The following is a 25,446-nucleotide window of genomic DNA, read 5'->3' as shown; positions in this document are numbered from 1 at the left end:
AATATTTTTTAAAGGGTAAAATTTACGTTTATTTAAAAAATTAACATCTTAAGCAAATCTTAAGCAAGTTTTGCATAAAAAAACCTGTTCAAGCTAATGAACAGGTCTTTTGTTATTGTGAAAATTACTTACAATTACAATTCTAAAGCACGTTTAGCATCGCCATTCATCAATAATTCTAATGGGTTTTCTAATGCTTCTTTTACAGCCACTAAGAAACCAACTGACTCACGTCCGTCAATAATTCTGTGGTCATAAGAAAGAGCAACGTACATCATTGGGTGAATTTCAACTTTCCCGTTTACAGCAATCGGACGCTCAATAATGTTGTGCATTCCTAAAATTCCTGATTGAGGAGGGTTGATAATTGGAGTACTTAACATACTTCCAAAAACACCACCATTTGTAATAGTGAAAGTTCCGCCAGTCATATCGTCAACAGTAATTTGACCGTCACGGGCTCTTAAAGCTAATCTTTTGATTTCAGCTTCAATTCCGCGGAAACTTAAGTTTTCAGCATTACGAACAACAGGAACCATTAAACCTTTTGGTCCTGAAACTGCGATAGAGATATCAGCAAAATCGTAAGCTACTTTATAATCACCATCCATCATAGAGTTTACGTCTGGATATAATTGTAAAGCTCTTGTAACTGCTTTTGTAAAGAAAGACATGAAACCTAAACCAAGACCACCATGTTTTGCTTTGAAAGCATCTTTATATTCGTTACGAATCAAGTTGATTGGCGTCATGTTAACTTCATTAAAAGTAGTTAACATTGCTGTTTCGTTTTTCGCAGCAACTAATCTCTCAGCTACTTTACGACGCAACATTGATAATTTTGTACGCTCAGATCCACGGTTTCCTCCAGTTGGAGTTCCCATAGAAGGTACTGCATTTACAGCATCTTCTTTAGTGATTCTTCCGTCTTTACCAGTTCCTGAAATAGTTGCCGGTGCTATGTTTTTTTCGTCTAATATTTTTCTTGCTGCCGGAGATGGAGTTCCTGTAGCATAAGTTGTTGGTGCTGCTGCTGGAGCAGGTACTGCTTTAGGTGCCTCAGCTTTTACTTCTGCTTTTGGAGCTTCAGCTTTTGGAGCTTCAGCTTTCGGTGCTTCAGTTTTTGGAGCTTCAGCTGCCGGAGCATCTCCTGAAGGTTTTGCTGCACTTGTATCAATTAAACAAACTACAGCTCCTACAGCTACTGCATCACCTTCTTCTGCTTTTAGCGTAATTGTTCCGCTTGCTTCAGCCGGTAATTCTAGAGTTGCTTTGTCTGAATCAACTTCAGCGATAGCTTGATCTTTTTCTACATAATCTCCGTCTTTTACTAACCAAGTTGCAATTTCAACTTCTTTTATTGATTCCCCTGGTGATGGGACTTTCATTTCTAAAATCATCTTTGTTTTTGTTTAAGGTTTTTATGGTTTCACGTTTCATGTAGTTAAACTTGAAACTCGAAACTTGAAACATTTTTTTTATCTGAATAAATCTTTATCGAATACCATTCTAATCGCATCTGCATGACGACGTTTTGCACGTGTGTAGCTTCCTGATGCCGGAGCAGCGTAAGCTTTTAGTGAAGCTAATCTCCATTTTACAAGATCAAAGTTCATTAACATAAAGCTGTAAGCTCCCATGTTTTTAGGTTCTTCCTGAGCCCAAACATAATCGTCAGCATTTGGATATTGTGCGATGATTTCTTTAAGTTGTGCAACCGGGAAAGGGAATAATTGCTCAATACGAACAACTGCAACGTCATTTCTTCCGTTGTTTTCTCTTTCAGCAACGATGTCATAGTAGAATTTACCAGTAACAAAAACCAATGTTTTTACTGCTTTTTTATCTACTGTATTGTCATCAATTGTTTCCTGGAAACTTCCTGTGGCTAATTCTTCAGCTGTAGAAACACATCTTGGATCACGTAATAAACTTTTTGGAGAAAAAACTACCAAAGGTTTACGGAAATTTGTTTTCATTTGTCTTCTTAGCAAGTGGAAGAAGTTGGCTGGCGTTGTACAATCTGCCACATACATATTTTGTCTTGCACAAAGTTGTAGGTAACGTTCCATTCTTGCAGAAGAGTGTTCAGCACCTTGTCCTTCATATCCGTGAGGCAATAATAAAACAATACCGTTTTGGTTGTTCCATTTATCTTCACCACATGAAATGTACTGGTCAATCATGATTTGAGCACCATTAGAGAAATCTCCAAATTGAGCTTCCCAAATAGTCAAAGCGTTTGGATTAGCTAATGCATATCCATAATCAAAACCAAGAACACCATATTCAGATAAAAGAGAATTGAATACGCCGAATTTTCCTTTTTTATTTTCAATACTATCCAGTAAGATTACTTCTTCTTCAGAATCTTCTACTTTTACAACAGCGTGACGGTGAGAGAATGTACCACGCTCTACGTCCTGACCTGAAATACGAATATCGAATCCTTCTGTCAAAAGTGAGCCGTAAGCCAATGCTTCTGCAGTCCCCCAATCAATAGTATTATTATCGTATACGGTTTTTCTGTCCGTAACAATTTTAGTTATTTTACTGATGAATTTTTTGTCCGCTGGTAATGTTGAAATTGTATTGATGATAGAATCCAATCCTTTTTTATCAAAAGTAGTGTCAACTTTTTCAAGCATTTGTGTGTCTGTTACCTGAACAAATCCATCCCATTCGTTTTTCATGAATGGCGTTATAATAGTCAAATCTTTTTTACGGGAAGCTTGTAAATTCTCCTCCATAGTAGATTTGTATTCTTTTTCTAAAGCGTTTACATAAGATGCATCGATTACGCCGTCTGACAATAATTTTTCAGCATAAATATCTCTTGGATTTTTATGTTTTGCGATGATTTTATATAATACAGGTTGTGTAAAACGAGGCTCATCACCTTCGTTATGACCGTATTTTCTATATCCTAATAAGTCAATAAATACGTCACGTCCAAATTGCATTCTGTAATCTAATGCAAAAGATACTGCGTGTACAACAGCTTCAGCATCATCAGCATTTACGTGTAATACTGGTGAAAGTGTTACTTTAGCAACATCTGTACAATAAGTAGACGAACGTGCATCTAAATAGTTAGTAGTAAAACCAACCTGATTGTTGATTACGATATGAATTGTTCCTCCGGTTTTGTAACCGTCAAGCAATGCCATTTGAATGATTTCGTATAAAATACCCTGACCTGCGATTGCAGCATCTCCGTGAACGGCAATTGGCAATACTTTTGAGAAATCGTTTGGAAAATATTTATCTTGTTTTGCTCTTGTAATTCCTTCAATTACAGCTCCAACCGTTTCTAAGTGAGAAGGGTTTGGTGCTAAATTGATATTGATGTTTTTTCCTGTTCTTGTTTTTTTGTCGGCAGTAAGACCTAAATGGTATTTTACATCACCATCAAAATATTCCTGATCGTAATCTTTACCGTCAAACTCACCAAAAATATCCTGAGTAGATTTTCCGAAGATGTTTGCCAAAACGTTCAAACGGCCACGGTGAGCCATTCCCATTACGAATTGTTCAACACCTTTTTCAGCAGCCTGTTCGATCAAAGCATCCAAAGCAGGAATGATAGATTCTCCACCTTCTAATGAAAATCGTTTTTGACCTACATATTTAGTGTGCAGGAAGTTCTCGAAAGAAACTGCCTGGTTTAATTTGTTTAAGATAGTTTTCTTTTCTTCAGAAGAGAAATTAGGCTGGTTAACATTTACAGCCAGTTTATCCTGAATCCATTTTACAACTCCAGGATTTCTGATATACATATATTCAATACCAATATGTTGGCAGTAAATAGATTTAAGACGCGTAACAATGTCTTGCAAAGTAGAAGGACCTACTCCGATAGCTTGTCCAGCATCAAAAACTGTAGAAAGATCAGCAGTTGTTAATCCGAAATTTTCGATGTCTAATGTTGGAGAAGATGTTCTGCGATCACGAACCGGATTTGTTTTTGTAAACAAGTGTCCGCGTGTGCGATAAGCATCGATTAACTTTAGTACATTGAATTCTTTTTGTAGTTTGTCAGAAACTAAACTGCAATCCTGATTGTCGCTAGTCACATATTCAACAATTCGTTGAACTGGATTTTCGTCATTATAAGTCGTTTGTCCAAAGTCGAAACCTTGAAAAAAACTTCTCCAGCTTGGCTCAACGCTATCTGGGTTTACTAAATACTGATCATATAATTGTGCGAAAAACTCTGTATGCGCTGCATTTAAAAATGAAAACCTATCCATAATATGAGTGAATATACTTTTTGTTAAATAGAAAGGCAAAAGTACAACAATCGCATTTATTTAAATCTTTTTTTTACGTACTTTTACGTAAAAATTTGTTAAAAATAGACTCAACTATGAATAATAATCAAATTTCAATCGTTTTCAAACCTTTTTTTGTGATTTTGGCAGTCCTATTTTCTAGTTATGCAATTTCGCAGCAAAAGTACGTTATTGACAATAGTAATCATTTTTGGGACAAAGTTCAGTTTGGTGGAGGACTTGGTTTAGGAATAGGTTCAGGCTATACTGATATTTCAGTAATGCCAAGCGCTATTTATAATGTAAACGAAATTGTAGCGGTTGGTGTTGGTTTACAATTTGGTTATTTATCTTCTAAAAGTTATTACAACTCTTTTGTGTATGGCGGAAGTCTGGTTGGTCTTGTAAATCCTATTCCGGAGATTCAATTATCAGCAGAGTTAGAGCAGGTGAGAGTAAATACAGATTATAATTCAACCCCTTACAGACCAAGTTATTCTGATAATTATTGGAATACTGCTTTATATCTTGGTGCAGGTTACAGAACCGGAAGTGTTACGGTTGGTGCACGTTATGATGTTTTGTATGATCCTGATAGAAGTCTTTATGGATCAGGGTTTATGCCTTTTGTGAGAGTTTACTTTTAGAGTTGCTAAGGTTCTGAGATGCTAAGTTTCTAAGGTTTCGAATGGATAAAAGAAAATATAAGTTATGAATGATAAGATCTGTTATACTTCTAATGAGCTTTTAGAAATATTCAAAGAACAGCATAGACTTTCAGGCCAATTTGATTTTATGGTTGATGGAACTTTTGTTTTAACAAAGTATACATTAATACGCGAATGGCGTGAAGTTCAGGATTTATTACCTTGGAATGAATTATCTAAATTTTTAAATCAAGAATTTAGAATTGATGTGCCAATAAAAATATGGGATACAATCTTCAATCCGGATGACAAAAAAACTTTAGGTGATCTTTGTGATTTTTTATCAACTCTAGCTGAAAAAGAAATTGTCAAACCAATCAAAATTTTGGGTTCAGAATGTTTAACATTCTCTGTTTTTCAAACCTTAAAGCGAAATTTAAAAATTAAAGGTGTAGATGTTGTAAGTTTAAAGCCGTCAACAAGAATCGAAGATTTTTTGGCTATTAATGATAATTTTTCTCCTCTATTAGAAGAAGTAACATTAACAGGGGTGAAAGTTTTCGATAAATTCGATGTAAAAGTAGAAAGAGAAAGATGTTTAGATCATTTGTTAGACAGAATATTTCCAAACTGGAAATATGAAAGTACTATTACTACTGGAGATATTGAAACATTTCGAGACTTGGTTAATAAAATAGTTCAAAATAAAAAACTAGGAACAGATATTGTCAAAATTTAATATTTCAAATTGAAGACATTAAGTTTTAAATCCAAAAAAAGTGAGAAAATATATTTTTGTACTTATTGTTATTATAATTTCGAGTTGTAAAAATTCTAATAAAGTAAAAGTTGCATCCAAAAAGGCTGTAAAGAAAGAATTAAGACCTTTTTTTGATTCGGATAAAATAGATCATTATTATTTAGATTTTTCTAAACGGGAGTTTGAACATTCATCCAATGATAATACTGCACAGACAGAAAAGAAAGAAGAATTCTCTGGTATTTTTTACGAGCATTATCCTGATAGTATTCCGAAGAAAGATTTTGAAAAACTTTTGTTGAAATACGAATACAAAAAATCAAATTTGTCAATCAAGCAAGAAAAAAAGATTGAAAATGTTTTTAGCGAAAAAGATTCATTGCAAACCACTTTTGCCGCCTGCATTGCAGAATATCGTGATATTTTTATTTTTAAGAATAAAGAAAAGACAATAGGAATAGCAAAAATTTGTTTTAAATGTGGCCGCTACCAAATTATAGGAAGTAAATTAGACACTAATGGATTTGGACTTTGGTCTGAATTGGATAAATTAAAAAAAATCGTAAGACCTGAAAGTTATAGTATTTTGTTGACTAACAAACTTTTTTACTTGTAATAATTGCGAAACCAAACCTTCTGCCATTCCCTTTTCAATACCAAAAAAGAAACTTGTTCAGCCAGAATAACCAAATCAGAACCATCCAATTTTTTAATTTCTTCTTCAGAAACATCAATAATATAAAGCAGGTTTAAGTATTCAGCAAATTTGTACTGAATCATTCGGTAGATTTTTTCGTGAAGCTGAATTTTTAATTCTTCAGGAGAAATACTCAGCGGGAAATCAATACCTTCATTGGCCAAATTAAAGTCTTTATTGATTTGCTCAACAAGGCTTAGATATAGGTTTTCTTTTTCGGCATCAGCCAATAAAAAATCGGTATTTTCAGGAATCGGAAACATTGATGCTTTTTAAGATTGAGGCAAAGTTAAAACTAAAAAATCATTTAACTGTCGATTCTCGCTCAATGATTCTTGTAGGAAGTTCAATAATTTGATGCGTTACCGGACGATGTTCTTTTATATCTACAATTTCATCAATTAAAAGCGAAACCGCCTGATGTCCCATTTCAAATCCGGGCTGATCAATTGTGGTTAATTTAGGTGAAATAACGGTACTCATAAACCAATTGCTAAATCCAAAAACCGCAACTTGTTCCGGCGTTTTTATTCCGGCTTCATTAAAGTATTTAATAATCCCGATGGCAACCAAATCAGTAATGGCAAAAATGGCATCGATATCCGGATTTTCGGTCATTATTTTTTGGGCATTTTCATAGCCGTCTTCAAAATCGGTATTGTTATCACAGACATAAACCAGTTTCGAATCGTATTCAATTCCGTGTGCTTCAAGTGCTCTTTTGTATCCTAAAAAGCGATCGATCGAGTTTTGCGGAACATATGAACCCCTAAAATGTGCAATTTTTTTATACCCTTTATTAATAAGGTAAGAAACGGCATCAAAAGCCGCTTTGGCATCATTAATAACCACTTTAGAACAATCTACTCTTTTGGCGATTTTATCAAATAGAACAACCGGAGTATTTTTTCGGATGGCTTCATTAATATGAGTGAAATCATCTGTTTCGTTAGAGAGTGACATTAAAACCCCGTCAACCCGTTTTTGAATCAATAAAGCAAGTTGCTTTTTCTCCAGTTCATATTTTTCGTTTGATTGTAATATAATGACCAGATATCCTCTTTTTTCAGCTTCTTCCAGAATACCATTTAATACACTCGAAAAAAAGTGATGCACGGTAGCCGGAATAATAACGCCAATGGTTTTGGTTTCATTGGTTCTAAGATTCACCGCAACAGAATTGGGGATGTAGTTCATCGTTTCGGCCATTTCGATAACCCTGGCACGAGTAGACTTACTAATATCTGTATATCCTTTTAACGCTTTTGAAACCGTTGTAACCGAAATTCCGAGTGCCGAGGCTATATCTATTAATTTAGTGTCATTCATGAAATAAAAGTACTAAAAATAAAACGGATTGATAAAAAATTAACTTCCGAAAACGTTTTAGGTCATTTCGAAAACGTTTTCGATTTTTAATTCGCAAATTCCTTTATGATTTGTAGTTAAGTTTGACAGTGATAACCATAATTACTAACTAACCGAACGAAAAAATGAAAAAACTACACCAATATTCAGGCACATTACTTTTGATGTTTTGCCTGTTTTTTTTATCTAATAATCTGTTTGCTCAAAATCAAAATACAATTTCAGGAAAAGTACTTGATGACAGCGGAGTAACGATTCCAGGCGCAAACGTAACTATTAAGGAAACGGGAAAAAGCACTGTTACCGATGAAAATGGAGGCTATTTATTCTCGAATATCGAAGCAGGAACGTATACCGTTATTGCCACTAATGTAGGTTACAAAACTTTCGAGAAAAAAATTGCCATAAAACAAGGAGAATCCCTAGAAGTAAATTTATTGCTTGAAGGAGAATCTCAAAGTTTAAAAGAGGTTGTCGTTACCGGATCTTCAACGCCAAGATCTAAGTTGGAGTCGAGTGTCGCCATTACTACAATGGGAGCCAAAGCAATCGAAGACAGAGCGCCTTCAAGTACAGCGGCTTTATTGCAAACTATTCCCGGATTTGTAGTTGAAGCCTCTGGAGGAGAAATAGGAAATAACCTTTTTGCAAGAGGAATTCCGTCAGCGGGAGCTTATGAATATGTACAAATTCAGGAAGATGGTTTACCCGTTTTTGAAGATGGAGCACTGCAATTTGCCAACGCCGATACTTTTTACAGATTAGACGAAACTGTAAGCAAAATGGAAGCAGTTCGTGGAGGTTCTGCCTCAATTTTTGCCACCAATGCTCCGGGTGGAATCATCAACTTTATTTCAAAAACGGGACAAAATGAGTTTCAGGGAAGAGCAAAGTTTACAACTTCAGATTACGGAATGTTTAGAACTGACCTTAATTTATCTGGTGCTTTAATTCAGGATAAATTGTTCTTTAATATTGGAGGTTTTTACAGAGCTGATAATGGCGTAAGAAATACAGGTTTTACAGCTAATAAAGGCGGACAAATAAAAGGAAACATCACCTATAAATTTGATGACGATGATTATTTAAGAATTAACTTCAAACATCTTGATGACAGAAACACATTCTATTTGCCAATTCCATTAAAAAGCAATAACGGAAAAGTAGAAGGAATTCCTGGATTTAACCCGAATTACGGAACATTAACTTCAGTAAATTTGAGCCGCTTAAACGTACCTCAATATGGCGGAGGAACTTTTAGCGCAGATTTAGAAGATGGTTCTCATCCTATAATTAATTCTATTGGAGCCGAATTCAAAAAGAAGATATCAGATAAAGTGACGTTCAAAAACTCATTCAAAAACACCAATATCGATTTAAATTACAATGCGATTTTCCCAAATGGCGGTCCCTGGACACAAGATGCTTATGCTACAAGTGTTCAAAATACAACCGCTAGTAATCTAACGTATTCTTATGTAGACAACGGACAAACACTTGATCCAAACGCTTTAATTATGAGAGCTGACCTTTGGCATATCGAAAAAAAGATGAACAATTTTGCGAATAATTTCTCTTTTAATTTTGATTTAGATCCGGTAAAACTAACTGCAGGTTACTACTATTCAAATTGGAAATCGAATCAATACTGGAACTGGAATTCTTATTTGGTAGGTGTTTCAGACAATCCCAGATTATTAAATGTAAAAGACAATACAAGTGGAGTAGATCATACCTGGAACGGTGTAGAAAGAATCACCTGGCTAGAAAGAGATGCGCAAACCAAAGGAGTTTTGAATGATATTTATGCTGATGCCGAAATTAAAGCAACAGATAATTTGACCTTCAATGCTGGTTTAAGATACAACAAAGACAAATATTCAGGTTACAGAGACAACGCCAGATTTGGTGCTGAAAACTTAGGGATTTTAGACAACAATACGGCCGATGATGCAGTAACAACGGTAAAAGGAAATCCGTACACGTATTGGAGATATGATGTAAGCGAATGGTCTTACACAGCTGCAGGAAACTACAAATTCAATGACAATATGGCTTCGTACGTTCGTTACAGCCACGGTTTTAGATCGCCAATCGAAGAATCTTTTTATGATAATGCTGCCGATTTAAGCAAATTGGAGAATACAGAAGTGAATCAGTTTGAATTAGGTTATAAATATTCTAATTCCTTCTTTAATGTGAATGCGAATTTGTTTCACATGAACTTAAAAAATGTTGCTTTTACTGATATTTTATCTGATGGAAGTTCTGAGAATAAATTTGCTGACGTAAACAATATAGGTCTTGAAGTAGAAACTAATGTGAGATATAATATTGTAAAACTGAATTTTACATTTACGGTTCAAAAACCGGAATATGATAATTTTACAGGTACAAATGCTGACGGTTCTACTTTTGATTTCAACGGAAATACAGCACGAAGAATTCCTAAATTTTTCTGTAACCTAAGACCGGAAGTCGACATTACAAAAGATTTTACAGCATATGTTCAGTTTTCTTATTACGATAAAAAATTCACTAATCAGGATAACAGACAGGTTTTACCAGCTTATAAAGAAGTAGGAGCAGGTTTAAATTACACCTATAATAATCTTCGTTTTGCAGTTGATGCTTCAAATTTATTTAACGAAATTGGTTTGACAGAAGGAGATCCAAGACAAACAACATCTGCAGCAAGCGATGTGTTTATGGCAAGACCTATTTTAGGGCGCGCCTTTAGATTTTCGGTAGCGATTAATTTCTAGATTTAACCTGTTGGGTTTAATAATTTTTAACACATAGAAACATAGAATTATTGAAATGAAAAAAAGCGTTTCACTTGCATTAATACACATAGCTATGTGTGAGAAACGAGTTTCTTTTTGATTTACTTTTTTTAAACACATAAAATCTATGTTTCTATGTGTTTATTTAAATTTTTAGCCATCACGCCCAACAGGTTAAATAATATATATACGGTATCGTAGAGGCGCACAGCAGTGCGTCTCCGCACCGTAACCACAAAGCAAAGACAAACAAATAAAAAATGAAAAACATAGGAATTAAAATCTCACTTTACCTCAATTATTTTGTCTTCGCCATTTTATTAAACAGCGTTGGCATTGTGATTTTAAAATCGCAGAAAAATTACGGAGTAGATGAAGTTCAGGCGAGTATTTTAGAAGCTTTTAAAGACATGCCAATTGCCATTGTTTCTTTTTTTATAGCGTCTTTTTTACCCAGAATAGGCTATCGAAAATCGATGCTTATAGGTTTGGGTTTGGTTACTGTGGCTTGTATTTCTATGTATTTTGGAAATTCATTTGATAACGCTAAAATTCTTTTTGCAACCGTTGGAGTTTCCTTTGCTTTGATCAAAGTTTCGGTTTATTCGCTAATCGGAACTGTAACCGAAACCAAAAAAGAACACAACGCCTTAATGAGCAGTATCGAAGGTTTTTTTATGGTGGGAATTGCATTGGCTTATTTCTTATTTCCAGCTTTTAATAATGAAAATGATCCTAATTCCTGGCTGAATGTTTATTGGTTTTTGGCAGGATTATCATTGCTTTCGTTCCTGTTTTTATTCTTTGTAAAATTTGAAGAAAGTGAAGTTTCGGCAGGAGCAAATCTCAAAGACGATTTCATGCAAATGTTCAAATTAATGGCAAAATTGCTTACCGTTATTTTTGTAATTAGTGTCTTTTTGTTTGTCATGATCGAACAGGGAATTTTGTCGTGGTTGCCTACATTTAATACAAAAGTACTTCATCTGCCAGAAAATATCAGCATTATGATGGCGAGTATTTTGGCCATTTCATTAGCAATAGGAAGATTGATTGCAGGCATTATAACCAAAAAAGTAAATTGGATTTGGGTTTTGAGTTTTTGTATTATTTCAGCGATGTTGCTGGTGATTTTTGTACTTCCAAAAACAGTAGGCTTAGAAGTAAAAAATATCAATACACTTTCAGATATACCTTTAATTGGTTTTGCTTTTCCATTAATCGGATTATTCATTGCGCCCATTTATCCATTATTAAATTCGATTGTATTAAGTGCTTTGCCTAAAAATCTGCAAAGCTCAATGACTGGATTAATTGTAATTTTTTCTGCTCTTGGCGGCACATTAGGCTCCAGAATAACGGGTTGGCTGTTTAAAAATGAAGGACCGGAAAACGCATTTTATTTTACTTTAATTCCAATGTCTTTATTATTAATATCCTTTTTTATTCTTAAAAAAATAACTGCAAAAGATGAAATTTAGATTACATATAACCCAAACCATCGAAAAATTATTGGCTCAGGAAGATACTGATGGCGATAAAAAGATAACCATTGATGATAATGGTCCAAAAAAGTTTTTGCTGCATGATGAAAACGGAAATTCTGCTCTGATTGAAGGAACTTATCAGCTTTCGAATTTATTGCAGGAACTGGCTTTGGCCAAAAAAAACAATACCGAATTTGCCGAAATCAATTTAGATGAAATCACAGAAGATCCTGTAAAACGAATTTCGGGAAAAATAAAAAATCTGTACTGGAAAGGACTTACCAGAACGATTGATGCTGATGGTGTAAAGAAAATTCTGGAAGACAATAAGATCGAAAATGAATTAGCGTATTTGTATGTGCCTTTTGGCGACGAAATAGTTTTTGATTATTTCAAGAAATTAGAAGCTGTCACTCCAAAATTGAAAGTAGTGCAGATGCCTAAAAACATTTCGCCAGAATATGTTTTATCACTCAATAAACAACCCGGAATTCTGGCATTGGCACTTCAAATCAAAAACAACGAAGTATCAGGAGTCCCATTTGTTGTTCCTGGCGGAAGATTCAACGAAATGTACGGTTGGGACAGTTATTTTATTGCCAAAGGACTTTTGATCGACGATAAAATTGAGCTTGCTTTAGGTATTGCGGAGAATTTTAAATATCAAATTGATCATTACGGAAAAATTCTGAATGCTAATAGAAGTTATTATTTAACCCGAACCCAACCGCCACTTTATACATCGTTGATTATAGATGTTTTGGAAAAGTCGAATCCGGATATTTTTTGGATTGAAAGACATTTAAAAACCGCCATAAAAGAATATCAAACGGTTTGGATGGAAGAAGGAAAACGACTTACCGCAAACGGATTGAATCGCTATAAAGCAGAAGGAATCGGACTTCCTTTTGAAGTTGAAGAAGGACATTTTGATGATATTCTGGAACAATATGCACCCAAATATAATTTGTCAACACGCGAATTCGAAAAGAAATATCTCGATAGAGAAGTGGTAGACGAAGAGCTTGATAAGTATTTTATTCACGATCGAAGCATGCGCGAAAGTGGTCATGACACAACAAACAGATTGGTCGGAATTTGTGCTAATTTGAATACGGTTGCGATCAATAGTTTGCTCTATAAATACGAAACCGATATTGCTTTTTTAATCAAAAAATATTTTAAAAACGAATTTCAATATTTTGAAGACAAATCTTTTTCAAGTGAATATTGGCTTGCGAAAGCTGCTTCGAGAAAAGAAAAGATCAATACAATGTGTTGGAATCCCGAAAACGGAATCTACTTCGATTATAATTTTGTAACTGAGGAACAACATTTCTTTGAAGCTGCGACAACATTTTATCCGCTTTGGGCAAAAATAAGCACGCCTGAACAAGCAGAGATTTTGGTAAAAAAGGCACTCCCAAGATTTAAAATGAAAGGTGGAATTGCCGGAAGTACCAAAGAATCAATCGCTGAATTAGATCACAATTCGCCAATTCGCCAATGGGATTATCCTTTTGGCTGGGCGCCGCATCAAATGCTTTTGTGGGAAGGATTATTGAATTATAATTTTCATGAAGAAGCGCAAGAAATGGTCTATCGCTGGCTTTGGCTGATTACCAGAAATGCCGTTGATTATAACGGAACGATTCCGGAGAAGTTTGATTTATCGATAAGTTCACACAAAATTTTCGCAGAATACGGAAACGTAGGAACCGAATTTGATTTTATAACCGAAGAAGGTTTTGGCTGGATGAACGCCTCTTACCAATACGGATTGACGATTTTAGAAGATAATCTAAAACAAAAATTATCAGATTTAGTTGATCCTGAGGATTTGTTTTAAATAGCCACAGATTAAACGATTTTCACAGATTGTACTAGTTTTCAAATAATAAACCCGACAGGTTTTTTAAAATCTGTCGGGTTTATTGTATGTTAAATTTTTTTGCCACGAATTTCACGAATTTCACCAATTTAATTAGGATAAAAATTCGTGGAGATTTGTGAAATTCGTGGCAAAAAAAAATTCTAATCCTTTTAATCTGTGGCAAAAACTTACACTTTTCTTCCCATTAAATTCTCTCCAAAAGTCCTTAAAATAGCTTTCTTTTCTGCATTAAGATCCATTTTTTCTAAAGTTTCAAAAGCTTTAAAAGTATACATTTCTATAGCATCCTGTGTCGCTTTTGAAGCACCCGATTCATTAAAAATTGTTTTTGCAGTGGCTATTTTCTCCGTATTATCATCTAATTGTAAACTGAATAATTTTTCTAGTTCAAAAGCTTTTTCAGCTGATGAAAACTCGCGGGCTTTCAGGTATAAATAGGTTTTTTTATTCACCATAATATCGCCGCCAACTTGTTTTCCAAAAGTTTCAGGATCTCCAAAAGCATCCAGATAATCATCCTGAAGCTGGAAAGCCAATCCTAAATTCAACCCGAAATCATAAATAAAATCAGCTTCTTTTTCAGTGGTTTTCGCTACAATGGCACCCATTTTCATGGCTGCGGCAACTAAAACAGCTGTTTTGTATTCGATCATTTTCAGGTATTCCGGAATGGTAACATCGTTTCTTTTTTCGAAATCGACATCCCATTGTTGTCCTTCGCAAACTTCAAGAGCAGTTTTACTGAACAACTTTGCTAAATCTCTAAAAACGGTTGGTTCGTATTGTTCAAAATATTGATAAGCCAGAATCAGCATAGCATCTCCGGAAAGAATTCCGGTATTCAAATCCCATTTTTCATGTACTGTTTCCTGTCCTCTCCGCAAAGGCGCATCATCCATAATATCATCGTGAACCAATGAGAAATTATGAAAAACTTCAACTGCCATTGCTGCAGGAAGTGCTACTTTATAATCAGTGTCAAAAACTTCTGACGCCATTAAAGTAAGTACAGGGCGCATGCGTTTTCCGCCAAGACCTAAAATATATGCAATGGGTTCATAAAGATTTTTGGGCTCTTTACTAATGCTTTGTTTTTCTAAATAATGGATAAAAAATTCCTGGTATTGGCTAATATCGTGCATAAAATATAATCTGAATTGCGAGCTCCAAAGATACGATTCATTATGAATTATTCTTTCTTAAAGTTTTAAATGACAGTTTCCACCTCAAAATGACCACAAAACCTTTAATTATTAGGGAGTTGAAATTATTTTTGAAAAAACTTGGAAACTTTTTTGGTGTTTAGAGTTTCCTGTCTATATTTGCATTCTTAATTGGAAACTCTGAACACTGTAAAAGTTTCCGTTGGAACTTTTAATGATTTATAAATTCACTAAAATCAAATATTTATGAAAACAACATGGACCTTAGATTCTAGCCAATCAGATGTTTTAATTAAAATGAGACATTCGATAATTGCTTACATGGGAGGAACTACAAATAAATTTGATGGTTATGTGAACATCGAAGACAATGAAATTGAAGATGCATCGGTTGAGTTTTCTTTAGATATCAATAACAAAAAGGATAGTTTTCAACAAATCGATACCTACTTACAACTTCAGGACTTTTTTGATGTAAACGAACATCCGATCATTAGTTTTAAATCGACTTCTTTTCAAAAAATAAACAATAATATCAATTTCTTTAAAGGCGATTTAACCATAAAAGATGTAACCAGAGTAGTAGAACTTGATGCTGAGTTTATTGGAGTTAACACTTATAATGGCGAGAAAAAAGTTGCTTTTGAAATAAAAGGAGATATCAAACGTCAGGATTTTGGTTTAGATTATAATTCGTTCAATCATAACGGAGGTTTAGCTTTAGGAAAAGATATTAAACTGATTGCTAATTTAGAATTCAGTATATAATCTTACATAATGAATAAATTAATGTAAAATTATTACAAATGTTACGGAAACTATTTTTCTGATTTTAGTTTCCTAAGTATATTTGTAATACAATTTGAAAATTAAGATGAAAGAGAAAATTATATCAAAAGCAAGTGAGTTATTTTTAAAACTTGGTTTTAAGAGTGTTACGATGGACGATATAGCAGGTGAAATGTGTATTTCGAAAAAAACCATTTATAAATATTTTTGTAATAAAGAAGTTCTGATCGAAGAAAGTACTTCGACCGTTCATCAACAAGTACATGAAGTTATTGACACTATCGTTGCGAAAGACTATAACGCTATTCATGAGAATTTTGAAATTAGAGAGATGTTTCGTGACATGTTTAAAAATGCAGCGGACACTTCGCCTCTTTACCAGTTAAAAAAACATTATCCTGAAATCTATCAAAATATAATGACGCACGAGATAGATCAGTGCAACCATTATTTTAGGGATAATATTTTAAAAGGAATCAATGAAGGTTTGTACAGACCGGATTTGAATATCGATTTATATGTAAAATTTTATTATACCCTGATTTTTCATATTAATGAAACTACTATCTCAGAAAGAGAAGCACAAAAAATAGAATTAGAAGCACTGGAATACCACACAAGAGCTATGGCAACTGAAAAAGGAATACTGGAATTAGAAAAACAACTTAAAAAAATTACAATTTAATCATCAATCTATGAAACGAATAATTCTTATATTTTTGTGTTCAATTGGCTTGTCTGCCAACGCACAAGTCAAAACACTAACCCTAAAAGATGCAGTTGTATACGCGCTTGAAAACAAAGCCGATGCAAAAAAAGCAAAATTACAGGTTGAAAATAGTGAGTATAAAATTCAGGAAATACGTTCAAGAGCGTTGCCTCAGATTTCTGCAAACGGAAATTTAACTTACAATCCTGTAATTCAGACTACAGTTATTGACGGAGCAGGATTTGGTGCGCCGGGAACTACGATTCAGGCAGCATTTGGTCAAAAATGGACTTCAACTGCAGGGGTTTCATTGACTCAGACAATCTTTGATCAATCTGTTTTTACAGGATTAAGAGCGGCAAGATCTACTCGTGAATTTTATCAAATAAACGATCAGTTGACTGAAGAGCAGGTAATAGAAAGAGTGGCCAACAATTACTACTCAGTTTACGTACAGCGTGAAAGATTGGTTTTATTAGATAGCAGTTATGTTAATACGACTAAAGTTCGTGACATTGTAAAAGGACAATTTGATAACGGTTTGGCGAAAAAAATTGACTTAGACCGTATCGTAGTTAAAATGTCGAATATTGATACAGAACGTCAGCAAGTAAAAAATCAAATTACATTACAGGAAAATGCTTTGAAGTTTTATATGGGAATGCCTATTGAAGCTCAAATCGAGATTCCAAAAGAAGAATTTGAAGTTGTTCCTGCTGCACTAACCGAAGTACCAAACACAGAAAACAGAACAGAATACCTTCTTTTGAAAAAACAAGAAGAGCTTTTAGTGTACAATAAAAAAGCTGTTGAAGCAGGATATTATCCAACACTTTCTTTATCTGCTGGTTACAATTATATTGGTCAGGGGCCGCAAATGCCTTGGTTTGCAAAACCATCAGATGGTGTGTATTGGTCAGATTTCTCTGCAATTGGGTTAAATCTACATGTGCCAATCTTTACAGGATTTGGAACTCGTGCCAAAGTAAGACAAGCCGATGTAGAAATCAGATCGCTTCAGGAAGATATCAAAGACACGAAACTTTCGCTTGATTTAGATTACAGAAATGCAATGGCTCAAATTGATAATAACCTTATTACTATCAATAATCAAAAAGAAAATATGCGTCTGGCGATTGAGATCTTAAGCAATACAAAAAACAATTACCTTCAGGGATTAGCATCATTAACAGATTTGTTAGATGCTGAAAATGCATCACTTGAAGCTCAAAATAACTATACCAGAGCAGTCTTGAATTACAAAATTGCCGAAGTAGCACTAATCAAATCAAAAGGCGAACTTAAAACTCTTATTAAATAACTAAACAAAATGAAGAAAACTATTTTAACAATCGTAATCATAATCGCAGCACTGGGTGTGATTGGATATGTCTTAAATAATAATAAGAAAGAGAATAAAGAAAAAACAGATATCGTAGCAGAAAAAAATGCTGCAGTTTCAGTAAAAGTATCTCCTGTAAAAACAGAAGAAGTTTCATTGGATTTCGTTGCAAACGGAAATTTCCAGCCTATTCAACAATTGACTTTCTCTGCTGAAAAATCAGGAAAAGTAATTAGTGTTTTGGCTAAAGAAGGAGATTACGTAAAAGTAGGTCAGACTTTATTGACAATGAGAGGTGATGTAATCAATGTAAGCGCACAACAAGCTCAGGCTGTTTACCAAAATGCAAAATCTGATTACAGCCGTTACGAAAATGCTTTTAAAACGGGTGGTGTTACAAAACAACAATTAGATCAGGCAAAATTAGCATTAACCAATGCGCAGTCTAGCTTAACACAAGCCAACATTAATGTTGGAGATACAAGAGTAAAAGCTCCTATTAGCGGATTCATCAACAAAAAATACATTGAGCCGGGATCTATCTTGACTGGAATGCCAGCAACTGCTTTGTTTGATATCGTAAACGTTTCTAAATTAAAATTAGTAGTTACAGTAAACGAAAATCAGGTTGCAAGTTTAAAAGTTGGAAATACTATTAATGTAACAGCAAGTGTTTATCCTGATAAAACGTTCTCTGGAAAAATTACTTTTATTGCTGCAAAAGCAGATGAGACTTTAAATTTTCCGGTTGAAATTGAAATTACAAATAATGTAAACAACGACCTTAAAGCGGGTATGTACGGAACGGCAAACTTTGCATCAAACCAACAAAAACAACAACTTATGGTTGTGCCAAGAAATGCTTTCGTAGGAAGTGTGAGCAGCAACGAGATTTTTGTAGTTGAAAATGGTATTGCAAAATTAAGAAAAGTAACTGCAGGAAGAATTTTAGGAGATCAGGTGGAAATTATCAAAGGATTATCTGACGGAGAAACTGTAATTGTTACAGGTCAAATTAACTTACAAGACGGTAATACTGTAGAAATTATTAAATAATTTAAAGCATTAAGCCAGACGCCATAAGCATTGAGCTTATTGCCTAAAGCCTACAGCCTAAAGCAAAATATATGAAATTAGCCGAAATATCCATAAAACGTCCGTCGTTGGTAATTGTATTGTTTACAATTCTAACACTTGGTGGATTGTTTAGCTACAGCCAGTTAGGCTATGAGCTGATCCCGAAATTTGAACAAAATGTTATTACCATTTCTACAATTTATCCTGGAGCTTCTCCAAGTGAGGTAGAGAATACCGTAACCAAGAAAATAGAGGATGCGATTGCATCTCTGGAGAATGTAAAGAAAATTGACTCGAAATCTTACGAAAGTTTATCTATTGTTTCGATTACATTAACATCAAACGCAAAAGTCGATTTCTCTCTAAATGATGCACAGCGTAAAATAAACGCGATTATTAGTGATTTACCGGACGATGTAAAAACGCCGGCACTAACCAAGTTCTCGCTGAGTGATTTACCAATTATGACATTGGGTGCCAACGGAAAAATGGACGAAGCAGCATTTTATGACTTAATTGACAAAAAAATTGCTCCTATTTTATCCCGTGTACAAGGTGTTGCTCAGGTAAATATCATTGGTGGTTCAGAACGTGAAATTCAGGTGAATCTTGATGCGATAAAAATGCAGGGTTATAATTTGTCTGTGCCTCAAGTACAACAAACTATTTTAACCTCAAATTTAGATTTCCCAACAGGAAACGTTCAGACCCGTAATCAAAAAATATTAATTCGTTTAGCGGGTAAATATAAAAGTGTTGAAGAATTAAGAAATTTAGTAGTTTCTTCTCAAAACGGAATTCAGATTCGTTTAAGTGATATTGCAGATGTTCAGGATACTCAAAAAATTGCTGAAAAAATATCACGTGTAGATCAAAAAAGTGCCATCGTTTTACAAATTGTAAAACAATCTGATGCGAATGCCGTAGCGGTAAGTGAGCAATTATTAAAAACAATTGCAGTTCTTGAAAAAGATTATAAAGTAAATCAGTTAAAACTTGAAGTTGCAAAAGACAGTACTGTTTTTACTCTTGAAGCTGCAGATTCTGTAGTACACGATTTATTAATTGCGGTAGTTTTGGTAGCATTTGTAATGTTGTTCTTCCTACACAGTATTAGAAACTCGTTGATCGTAATGGTTTCTATTCCGGCATCGTTAATTGCTACTTTTATTGGTATTTATTTAATGGGATACACTTTGAACTTAATGAGTTTATTAGGACTTTCTCTGGTGGTAGGTATTCTGGTCGATGATGCGATTGTGGTCCTCGAGAATATTTACAGGCACATGGAGATGGGTAAAAGTCGAATTCGTGCCTCTTATGACGGAACTGCCGAAATTGGTGGAACAGTAACGTCGATTACATTAGTAATTGTGGTGGTGTTCTTGCCTATCGCGATGAGTTCTGGTTTGGTTTCTAATATTATTACACAATTTTGTGTTACCGTAATTATATCAACATTATTATCACTTTTAGCTTCGTTTACAATCATTCCGTGGTTATCATCTCGTTATGGTAAATTAGAGCATATTGAAGGGAAAAATGTTTTCGGAAGAGTAATTCTAGGCTTCGAAAGTTATTTAACACGTTTTACCAACTGGGTTTCTGAGTTGTTAACATGGTGTTTAGATCATTATTTTAAAACTCTTGCGGTCGTTCTTGTATTATTCTTCGGATCTACAATAGGATTAATGGGTGGAGGTTTCATTGGAGGTGAATTTTTCGCTTCTTCTGATAGTGGAGAGTTCTTGGTTCAAATCGAAATGCCGAAAGATGCTTCATTAGAACAAACGAACTTCATGACGCAAAAAGCCGAAGCTTATTTAAAAGCTCAGGAATACGTTCACAGTCAAATTACAACCGTAGGACAAACTTCTGAAGGTTTTGGAGCATCACAGGCTACAGCTTACAAAGCAGAGATTGACGTAAAAATGATCGAACAAAAAGATCGTACTGATGATGCTAACGTTTACGCAGCAAAAATCAAACGTAAACTTGAAAAAGTATTGGTTGGAGCAAAAGTAAAAACCGTTCCCGTAGGTATTTTAGGAACTGCTGAAGATGCTACGTTAGGATTAATCGTAACAGGTCCATCTACAGAAAGTGCTATGGCATTTGCTAAATTAGCTGAAGCTGAATTACGCACAATTCCTGGAACAACAGAGATTAAATTAACGGTTGAAGACGGAAACCCTGAAATCAACGTTAAAGTAGATCGTGATAAAATGGCTGCTTTAGGGTTGACACTTCAAACAGTGGGTTTAACCATGCAAACTGCTTTTAGCGGAAATACAGATGGTAAATACAGAGCTGGTGAATACGAATACGATATCAATATCAGATACAACGCTTTCGACAGAAAAAGTATTACTGACGTTAGTAATTTGATTTTTGTAAATGCTGCGGGACAACAAATTAAGTTATCTCAATTTGCAGATATTACAGAAGGTTCAGGACCTAGCCAGTTAGAGCGTAGAGATAAATCTGCCTCTGTAACGGTAAAAGGACAAAACGTTGGGGTTCCTTCTGGAACAATTGTACAACAATGGCAGGTTAAATTAGACAAGCTGAAAAAACCAGCCGGAGTAAATTATATCTGGGGTGGTGACCAGGAGAACCAATCTGAAGGATTTGGTACTTTAGGAATCGCTTTATTAGCCGCAATTATTTTGGTTTACTTAGTAATGGTGAGTTTGTACGACAGTTTCGTTCACCCGTTTGTAGTATTGTTTGCTATTCCGCTTTCTTTTATCGGGGCGATGTTAGCACTGGCTTTAACAAACAACTCATTAAATATCTTTACCATTCTGGGTATTATCATGTTAATTGGTCTGGTGTGTAAGAATGCGATCATGCTTGTCGATTACACCAACCAAAGAAGAGCAGCTGGAGAATCGATAAGAAATGCATTAATTCAGGCGAATCACGCTCGTTTACGTCCGATCCTGATGACAACAATTGCGATGGTATTTGGTATGTTCCCAATTGCATTAGCATCCGGAGCAGGAGCTGAATGGAAAAACGGATTAGCATGGGTAATTATCGGAGGATTAATTTCTTCTTTATTCTTAACCCTGATCGTAGTTCCTGTTATTTATAACATCATGGAGAAAATTATTGCCAGAGTGAGCAAAGGAGAAAAAATCGATTACGAAGCTGAAATGGTTGCTGATTATACGCCAACAGAGGTTAGTGAAGATGGTTTTAATCCTAAACATACGCATTAAGAAATTCCAATATAAAAAATTCCAAATTCCAGTTTTTTGGAGGAATTTAAAGCTAAAAAAATCCCAAATTCCGATTAAGGAGTTTGGGATTTTTTTATTGAATTTTTTCAGATTTGGAATTTGGAATTTTATAATTTCAAATACAAATAATGATTATAATAATCAATAATCGCTTTTCCTTCCAATAAAACATCAGCACCAATAATACCGTGAACAGCTTTTGCTTTGTGGGCTTCTAAAGCTTCATTTACATGCGAAAGATCAAAAATAACCAGATTGAAATCCTGATTTTTCCAGCTGCCAAGTTGTAATTTATTATGAGACGAAATTTGCGTTTTCATTCCTGTTCCTCCGGCTCCCGAAGCTCTAGTTTTGGATTTTTTGGCATTCAGTTCAAAACGTTCTATACTTTCAAATCCTACACACGAATTTGAAGCTCCTGTATCTAAAATAAAATTTCCTGAAACGTCATTTATTTTGGCTTTTATTAAAAGATGTTGTGTCTTGATAACTTTGAATTTTATTTTTTTGTATCTCTCTTTTTTGAGAACTTCGTGAAGATTTTCCATTTTCGATAGGGATTGAAAACCAAAAATAAACCAATTACAGTCAATAAACTAATGATGTAATAGATATAATTCGCTGATTTTTCTTCTGCCGAAATAGATCCATAATACACAAAAGAGCTCCAGTAATAAGGTGATTTCTTTGTGTTGGGGATTGACTTATCCTGTAAAAAAGCAAGTTTTGCATTCGTATTGGCCTCAAAATAAGGAACGTCATTTTTAATGTTTTTATAAAAATCTGCCATAAAAACCGATGTCGTATAATCGTTTACCTTCCATAAAGAAAACAGTAGATTTTGTGCTCCGGCAAACTGAAAACCTCTTGCTACGCTCATCGCACCTTCGGCTTTATAGAGTTTACCAATTCCGGTTTCGCACGCACTTAAAACCACCAAATCAGGATTGATGTTGAGGTTGTACAATTCAGAATATAAGATTTCCTGATCGTAAAATTTAATGCTTGCCGGAGTTTCAATATCGCCCGAAGAGGCATGTGTACTTAAATGCAAAATCGAATATTGGTTGGCATTAATTTTAAAATTTGAAAAACTTGCGTCTGCATTTTCTAAATATTTTCCTTTGAAATTACTTTGAATAGATTCCAGTTCCTTTTTCGAATAACTCAACTCAAAAGCTGTTTTTTCGAAAACCGGAAAAATCCCCAAAACAGTTTTTTCAGATTTTAAAACAGGTTTTGAATTCAGATAATTGTTAGCCGAATTATTATATCCAATCTTGAAATCATTCAACAAATAATGCATTTTGGCAAAATTTGTTGTAGAAGATTCCTGAGTTATCAAAGCTTCAAAAGGAAGAAAATTCAAAATGCCATCAGGAACAATGATGAGGTTTTTGTAGATCACATTTGAAGGTAACTTCAATAAATCATAAACTCTTTTTCCATAATAATTATAGCCGGAAATATCGTTGGTAATCGCATCTGCGCCATTAAAATAATCAATAAATTTTACAATTTCGAGCATGGATCTATGTGCCGTATAAAAATGACTAAAATTGATTCTGTTATTTTGTAAAGTGAAATAAAACAAATTTTCATTTCCCATAAAATAATAGACCATAACGGCTTTATCTTTTTCCAGTTTTGAAAACAAAGACTTTATATCGCAATTTTCAGGAATATAATCCGGGTTTTCAGACTGCATTTTCTTCAGCGAAAGCATCAGTTCATTTTGTTCTTTTATAAGCTGATTTATTCTTGAAATATTAGCCAAATCTCCTTTTTGCTGTTCTTTTATAATAGTGTTATTGACATTTTGAAATTGCTGTATCATTTGTTTTTCTTTCGCGGAAGCGCTTTTAATATTCGAACGATAGCTTTTTAATATTCCGGATTTGGTTTTTTCAGCCATTTGAAAAGCCTCTTTTAAATACTGCAACTTGTTTTCTTCCTGATACAATCGATCATAAATCAAAAGACATTTTTCAGTTCGATTTCTCGCCCTGATCTGGGTAATAATTTTAGAGTTTTCATAGACCAAACCATTTATGAATAGATCTTCGATATGAAAAGAAAGACTAAATGCTTCAAGAGCTTTTTTGAGCTGATTTTGTTTAAAGAATAATTCGGACTGTAAATCTAAAACATCAATTAAAACCGTTTCTGCATACAACTGATTCTGATTAGGAAGATTATTTTTTGAATTGTAATTCGGAATTAAAATTTTAAAAATAACCTGAATCTGTTTCTCGCTTTCATCATATTTTGTTTCATCAAAAAGTAATAATGCCTTTTCATAATATAGTTTTGCCAATTTTCGAGGCTGTTGATTCGGGATCTCTAAAAATAGTTTTTCTGCTTTTGCTAAATAAGAAGCAGCGATATCAAATTGTTGTCTCTGACGATTGAGCGTTGCCAGATTTCGATAAGAATTGGATAAAGTTTCTGATTGTTGTTTTTCATTTTTCAGATAATTTATGGCAGACTCAAAAGCATTTTCAGCTTTTTGATAGATTTCAGGATGCATTAAATTTCCAGCTGAGCTCAGGATGTAACTATTCCCCAGATTATTCAATAAAATCCCTTTCTGAGAATTCGATAATTTTTCTGTTTTTAGAGTACTTTCTAATAATTCAATCGCCAGAGAAATCTTCCCGGAACTCTGATACACATTCGATAAATTCAAAATCGCAGCAAACTTTTGCCTTTGAGCATCAGGATAATTTTTGGAAGTATTTATAATGAAAAAGTATTGCTTAATGGTATTTTCGGCACTTTCATAATCGCCTAAAATAGTATATAAATTGCCTAAAGGTTTCAGGCAAAACTCAATAATATCGTAATCGCCAAGTTTGTTTTTCTGATAAACCTGCCAGGCTTTCTCGTAACTCGCAATCGCTTTTTCGGTTTGCCCAAATTGGTTTTCATAATACGCTTTATTACAGTTCAAAACCACAATGGCCAATAATTCGTCTTTGGTTTTTGGTTTAGGATTTTTCCAAAAAGCAGTTTCAAGATGGGTTAAATTTTGTAACGCTTTCGCGGAAGGATGAGCAACAAAAACATCAACTGCATTGTATATTTTGTCTTCCTGATGCTGTCCAGATAGAATCAGTGTTGAGAAGAATAAGATATAGCAATATAGTTTTGTCATATTTTTTTGTTTCACAGAGATTTGCGGAATGTGTATAACGTTTTTTCG

The 25,446-nt window shown here is 34.2% G+C and carries 18 protein-coding genes; 11 read left to right on the top strand and 7 right to left on the bottom strand.

Going from position 1 to position 25,446, the window contains the following annotated elements:
• Positions 1-134: 134 nt before the first annotated feature.
• Together odhB and FLP_RS21670 are read right to left on the bottom strand one after the other, a co-directional pair.
• A complete protein-coding gene (odhB, locus tag FLP_RS21675; protein ID WP_065451588.1) occupies positions 135-1,400 on the bottom strand; it encodes a 2-oxoglutarate dehydrogenase complex dihydrolipoyllysine-residue succinyltransferase in 1,266 nt (421 codons plus the stop codon).
• Positions 1,401-1,478: 78 nt separating this feature from the next.
• Positions 1,479-4,253 carry a 2-oxoglutarate dehydrogenase E1 component gene (locus tag FLP_RS21670; protein ID WP_065451587.1) on the bottom strand — a complete coding sequence of 925 codons (2,775 nt, stop codon included), beginning with the start codon at positions 4,251-4,253 and terminating at the stop codon, positions 1,479-1,481.
• A 116-nt stretch (positions 4,254-4,369) separates the two neighbouring features.
• Between FLP_RS21670 and FLP_RS21665 the strand changes: the two genes are divergently transcribed.
• From FLP_RS21665 to FLP_RS21655, 3 genes are all read left to right on the top strand, one after another.
• Positions 4,370-4,921, top strand: coding sequence for a hypothetical protein (locus tag FLP_RS21665; RefSeq protein WP_065451586.1), 552 nt, complete (start codon positions 4,370-4,372; stop codon positions 4,919-4,921).
• A gap of 64 nt (positions 4,922-4,985) precedes the next feature.
• Positions 4,986-5,660, top strand: a complete 675-nt coding sequence (locus tag FLP_RS21660) for a hypothetical protein (protein ID WP_065451585.1) — start codon at positions 4,986-4,988, stop codon at positions 5,658-5,660.
• Positions 5,661-5,700: 40 nt separating this feature from the next.
• Entirely contained in the window at positions 5,701-6,297 is a 597-nt protein-coding gene (locus FLP_RS21655; protein WP_065451584.1) for a hypothetical protein, read from the top strand.
• Here the strand turns inward: FLP_RS21655 and FLP_RS21650 are convergent.
• Together FLP_RS21650 and FLP_RS21645 are read right to left on the bottom strand one after the other, a co-directional pair.
• Positions 6,288-6,641, bottom strand: a complete 354-nt coding sequence (locus FLP_RS21650) for a hypothetical protein (protein WP_065451583.1) — start codon at positions 6,639-6,641, stop codon at positions 6,288-6,290. The two genes, FLP_RS21655 and FLP_RS21650, sit on opposite strands and share 10 nt — an antisense overlap.
• Before the next feature lie 40 nt (positions 6,642-6,681).
• Positions 6,682-7,707 carry a LacI family DNA-binding transcriptional regulator gene (locus FLP_RS21645; RefSeq protein WP_065451582.1) on the bottom strand — a complete coding sequence of 342 codons (1,026 nt, stop codon included), beginning with the start codon at positions 7,705-7,707 and terminating at the stop codon, positions 6,682-6,684.
• Positions 7,708-7,871: 164 nt separating this feature from the next.
• Between FLP_RS21645 and FLP_RS21640 the strand changes: the two genes are divergently transcribed.
• The 3 genes from FLP_RS21640 (at position 7,872) to FLP_RS21630 (ending at position 13,868) form a co-directional block, all read left to right on the top strand.
• Positions 7,872-10,511, top strand: a complete 2,640-nt coding sequence (locus FLP_RS21640; RefSeq protein ID WP_065451581.1) for a TonB-dependent receptor — start codon at positions 7,872-7,874, stop codon at positions 10,509-10,511.
• A 281-nt stretch (positions 10,512-10,792) separates the two neighbouring features.
• The gene (locus FLP_RS21635) at positions 10,793-12,013 is read left to right on the top strand and encodes an MFS transporter (RefSeq protein ID WP_065451580.1); all 1,221 of its coding nucleotides are present in this window, start codon (positions 10,793-10,795) and stop codon (positions 12,011-12,013) included.
• Complete coding sequence (locus FLP_RS21630) at positions 12,003-13,868, top strand: alpha,alpha-trehalase (protein ID WP_065451579.1); 1,866 nt, start codon at positions 12,003-12,005, stop codon at positions 13,866-13,868. Before FLP_RS21635 ends, FLP_RS21630 begins: the two co-directional genes overlap by 11 nt.
• A 212-nt stretch (positions 13,869-14,080) precedes the next feature.
• Here FLP_RS21630 and FLP_RS21625 read toward each other — a convergent pair whose 3' ends face one another.
• Entirely contained in the window at positions 14,081-15,055 is a 975-nt protein-coding gene (locus FLP_RS21625) for a polyprenyl synthetase family protein (protein WP_065451578.1), read from the bottom strand.
• A gap of 267 nt (positions 15,056-15,322) precedes the next feature.
• On the opposite strand from FLP_RS21625, the gene FLP_RS21620 reads away from it, so the two are divergent.
• The 5 genes from FLP_RS21620 (at position 15,323) to FLP_RS21600 (ending at position 22,220) form a co-directional block, all read left to right on the top strand.
• Entirely contained in the window at positions 15,323-15,844 is a 522-nt protein-coding gene (locus tag FLP_RS21620) for a YceI family protein (protein ID WP_065451577.1), read from the top strand.
• A 106-nt stretch (positions 15,845-15,950) separates the two neighbouring features.
• Entirely contained in the window at positions 15,951-16,550 is a 600-nt protein-coding gene (locus FLP_RS21615; protein WP_065451576.1) for a TetR/AcrR family transcriptional regulator, read from the top strand.
• Positions 16,551-16,560: 10 nt separating this feature from the next.
• Entirely contained in the window at positions 16,561-17,895 is a 1,335-nt protein-coding gene (locus tag FLP_RS21610; RefSeq protein WP_065451575.1) for a TolC family protein, read from the top strand.
• Between the two features lie 9 nt (positions 17,896-17,904).
• Complete coding sequence (locus FLP_RS21605; protein ID WP_065451574.1) at positions 17,905-18,972, top strand: efflux RND transporter periplasmic adaptor subunit; 1,068 nt, start codon at positions 17,905-17,907, stop codon at positions 18,970-18,972.
• Positions 18,973-19,043: 71 nt separating this feature from the next.
• Positions 19,044-22,220, top strand: coding sequence for an efflux RND transporter permease subunit (locus FLP_RS21600; RefSeq protein ID WP_065451573.1), 3,177 nt, complete (start codon positions 19,044-19,046; stop codon positions 22,218-22,220).
• A 128-nt stretch (positions 22,221-22,348) separates the two neighbouring features.
• Here FLP_RS21600 and FLP_RS21590 read toward each other — a convergent pair whose 3' ends face one another.
• Together FLP_RS21590 and FLP_RS21585 are read right to left on the bottom strand one after the other, a co-directional pair.
• Positions 22,349-22,789 carry a retropepsin-like aspartic protease gene (locus FLP_RS21590; RefSeq protein WP_065451571.1) on the bottom strand — a complete coding sequence of 147 codons (441 nt, stop codon included), beginning with the start codon at positions 22,787-22,789 and terminating at the stop codon, positions 22,349-22,351.
• On the bottom strand, positions 22,741-25,398 hold the full coding sequence (locus tag FLP_RS21585; RefSeq protein WP_065451570.1) for a CHAT domain-containing protein: 2,658 nt from the start codon (positions 25,396-25,398) through the stop codon (positions 22,741-22,743). The genes FLP_RS21590 and FLP_RS21585 overlap by 49 nt, the downstream gene beginning before the upstream one ends.
• Between the last annotated feature and the right edge of the window lie 48 nt (positions 25,399-25,446).

Source organism: Flavobacterium piscis, assembly GCF_001686925.1.
GTDB classification, from domain to species: Bacteria; Bacteroidota; Bacteroidia; order Flavobacteriales; family Flavobacteriaceae; genus Flavobacterium; species Flavobacterium piscis.
The sequence above is the reverse complement of the archived record's forward strand: the minus strand, read 5'-3'. Positions and strand labels throughout refer to the sequence as shown.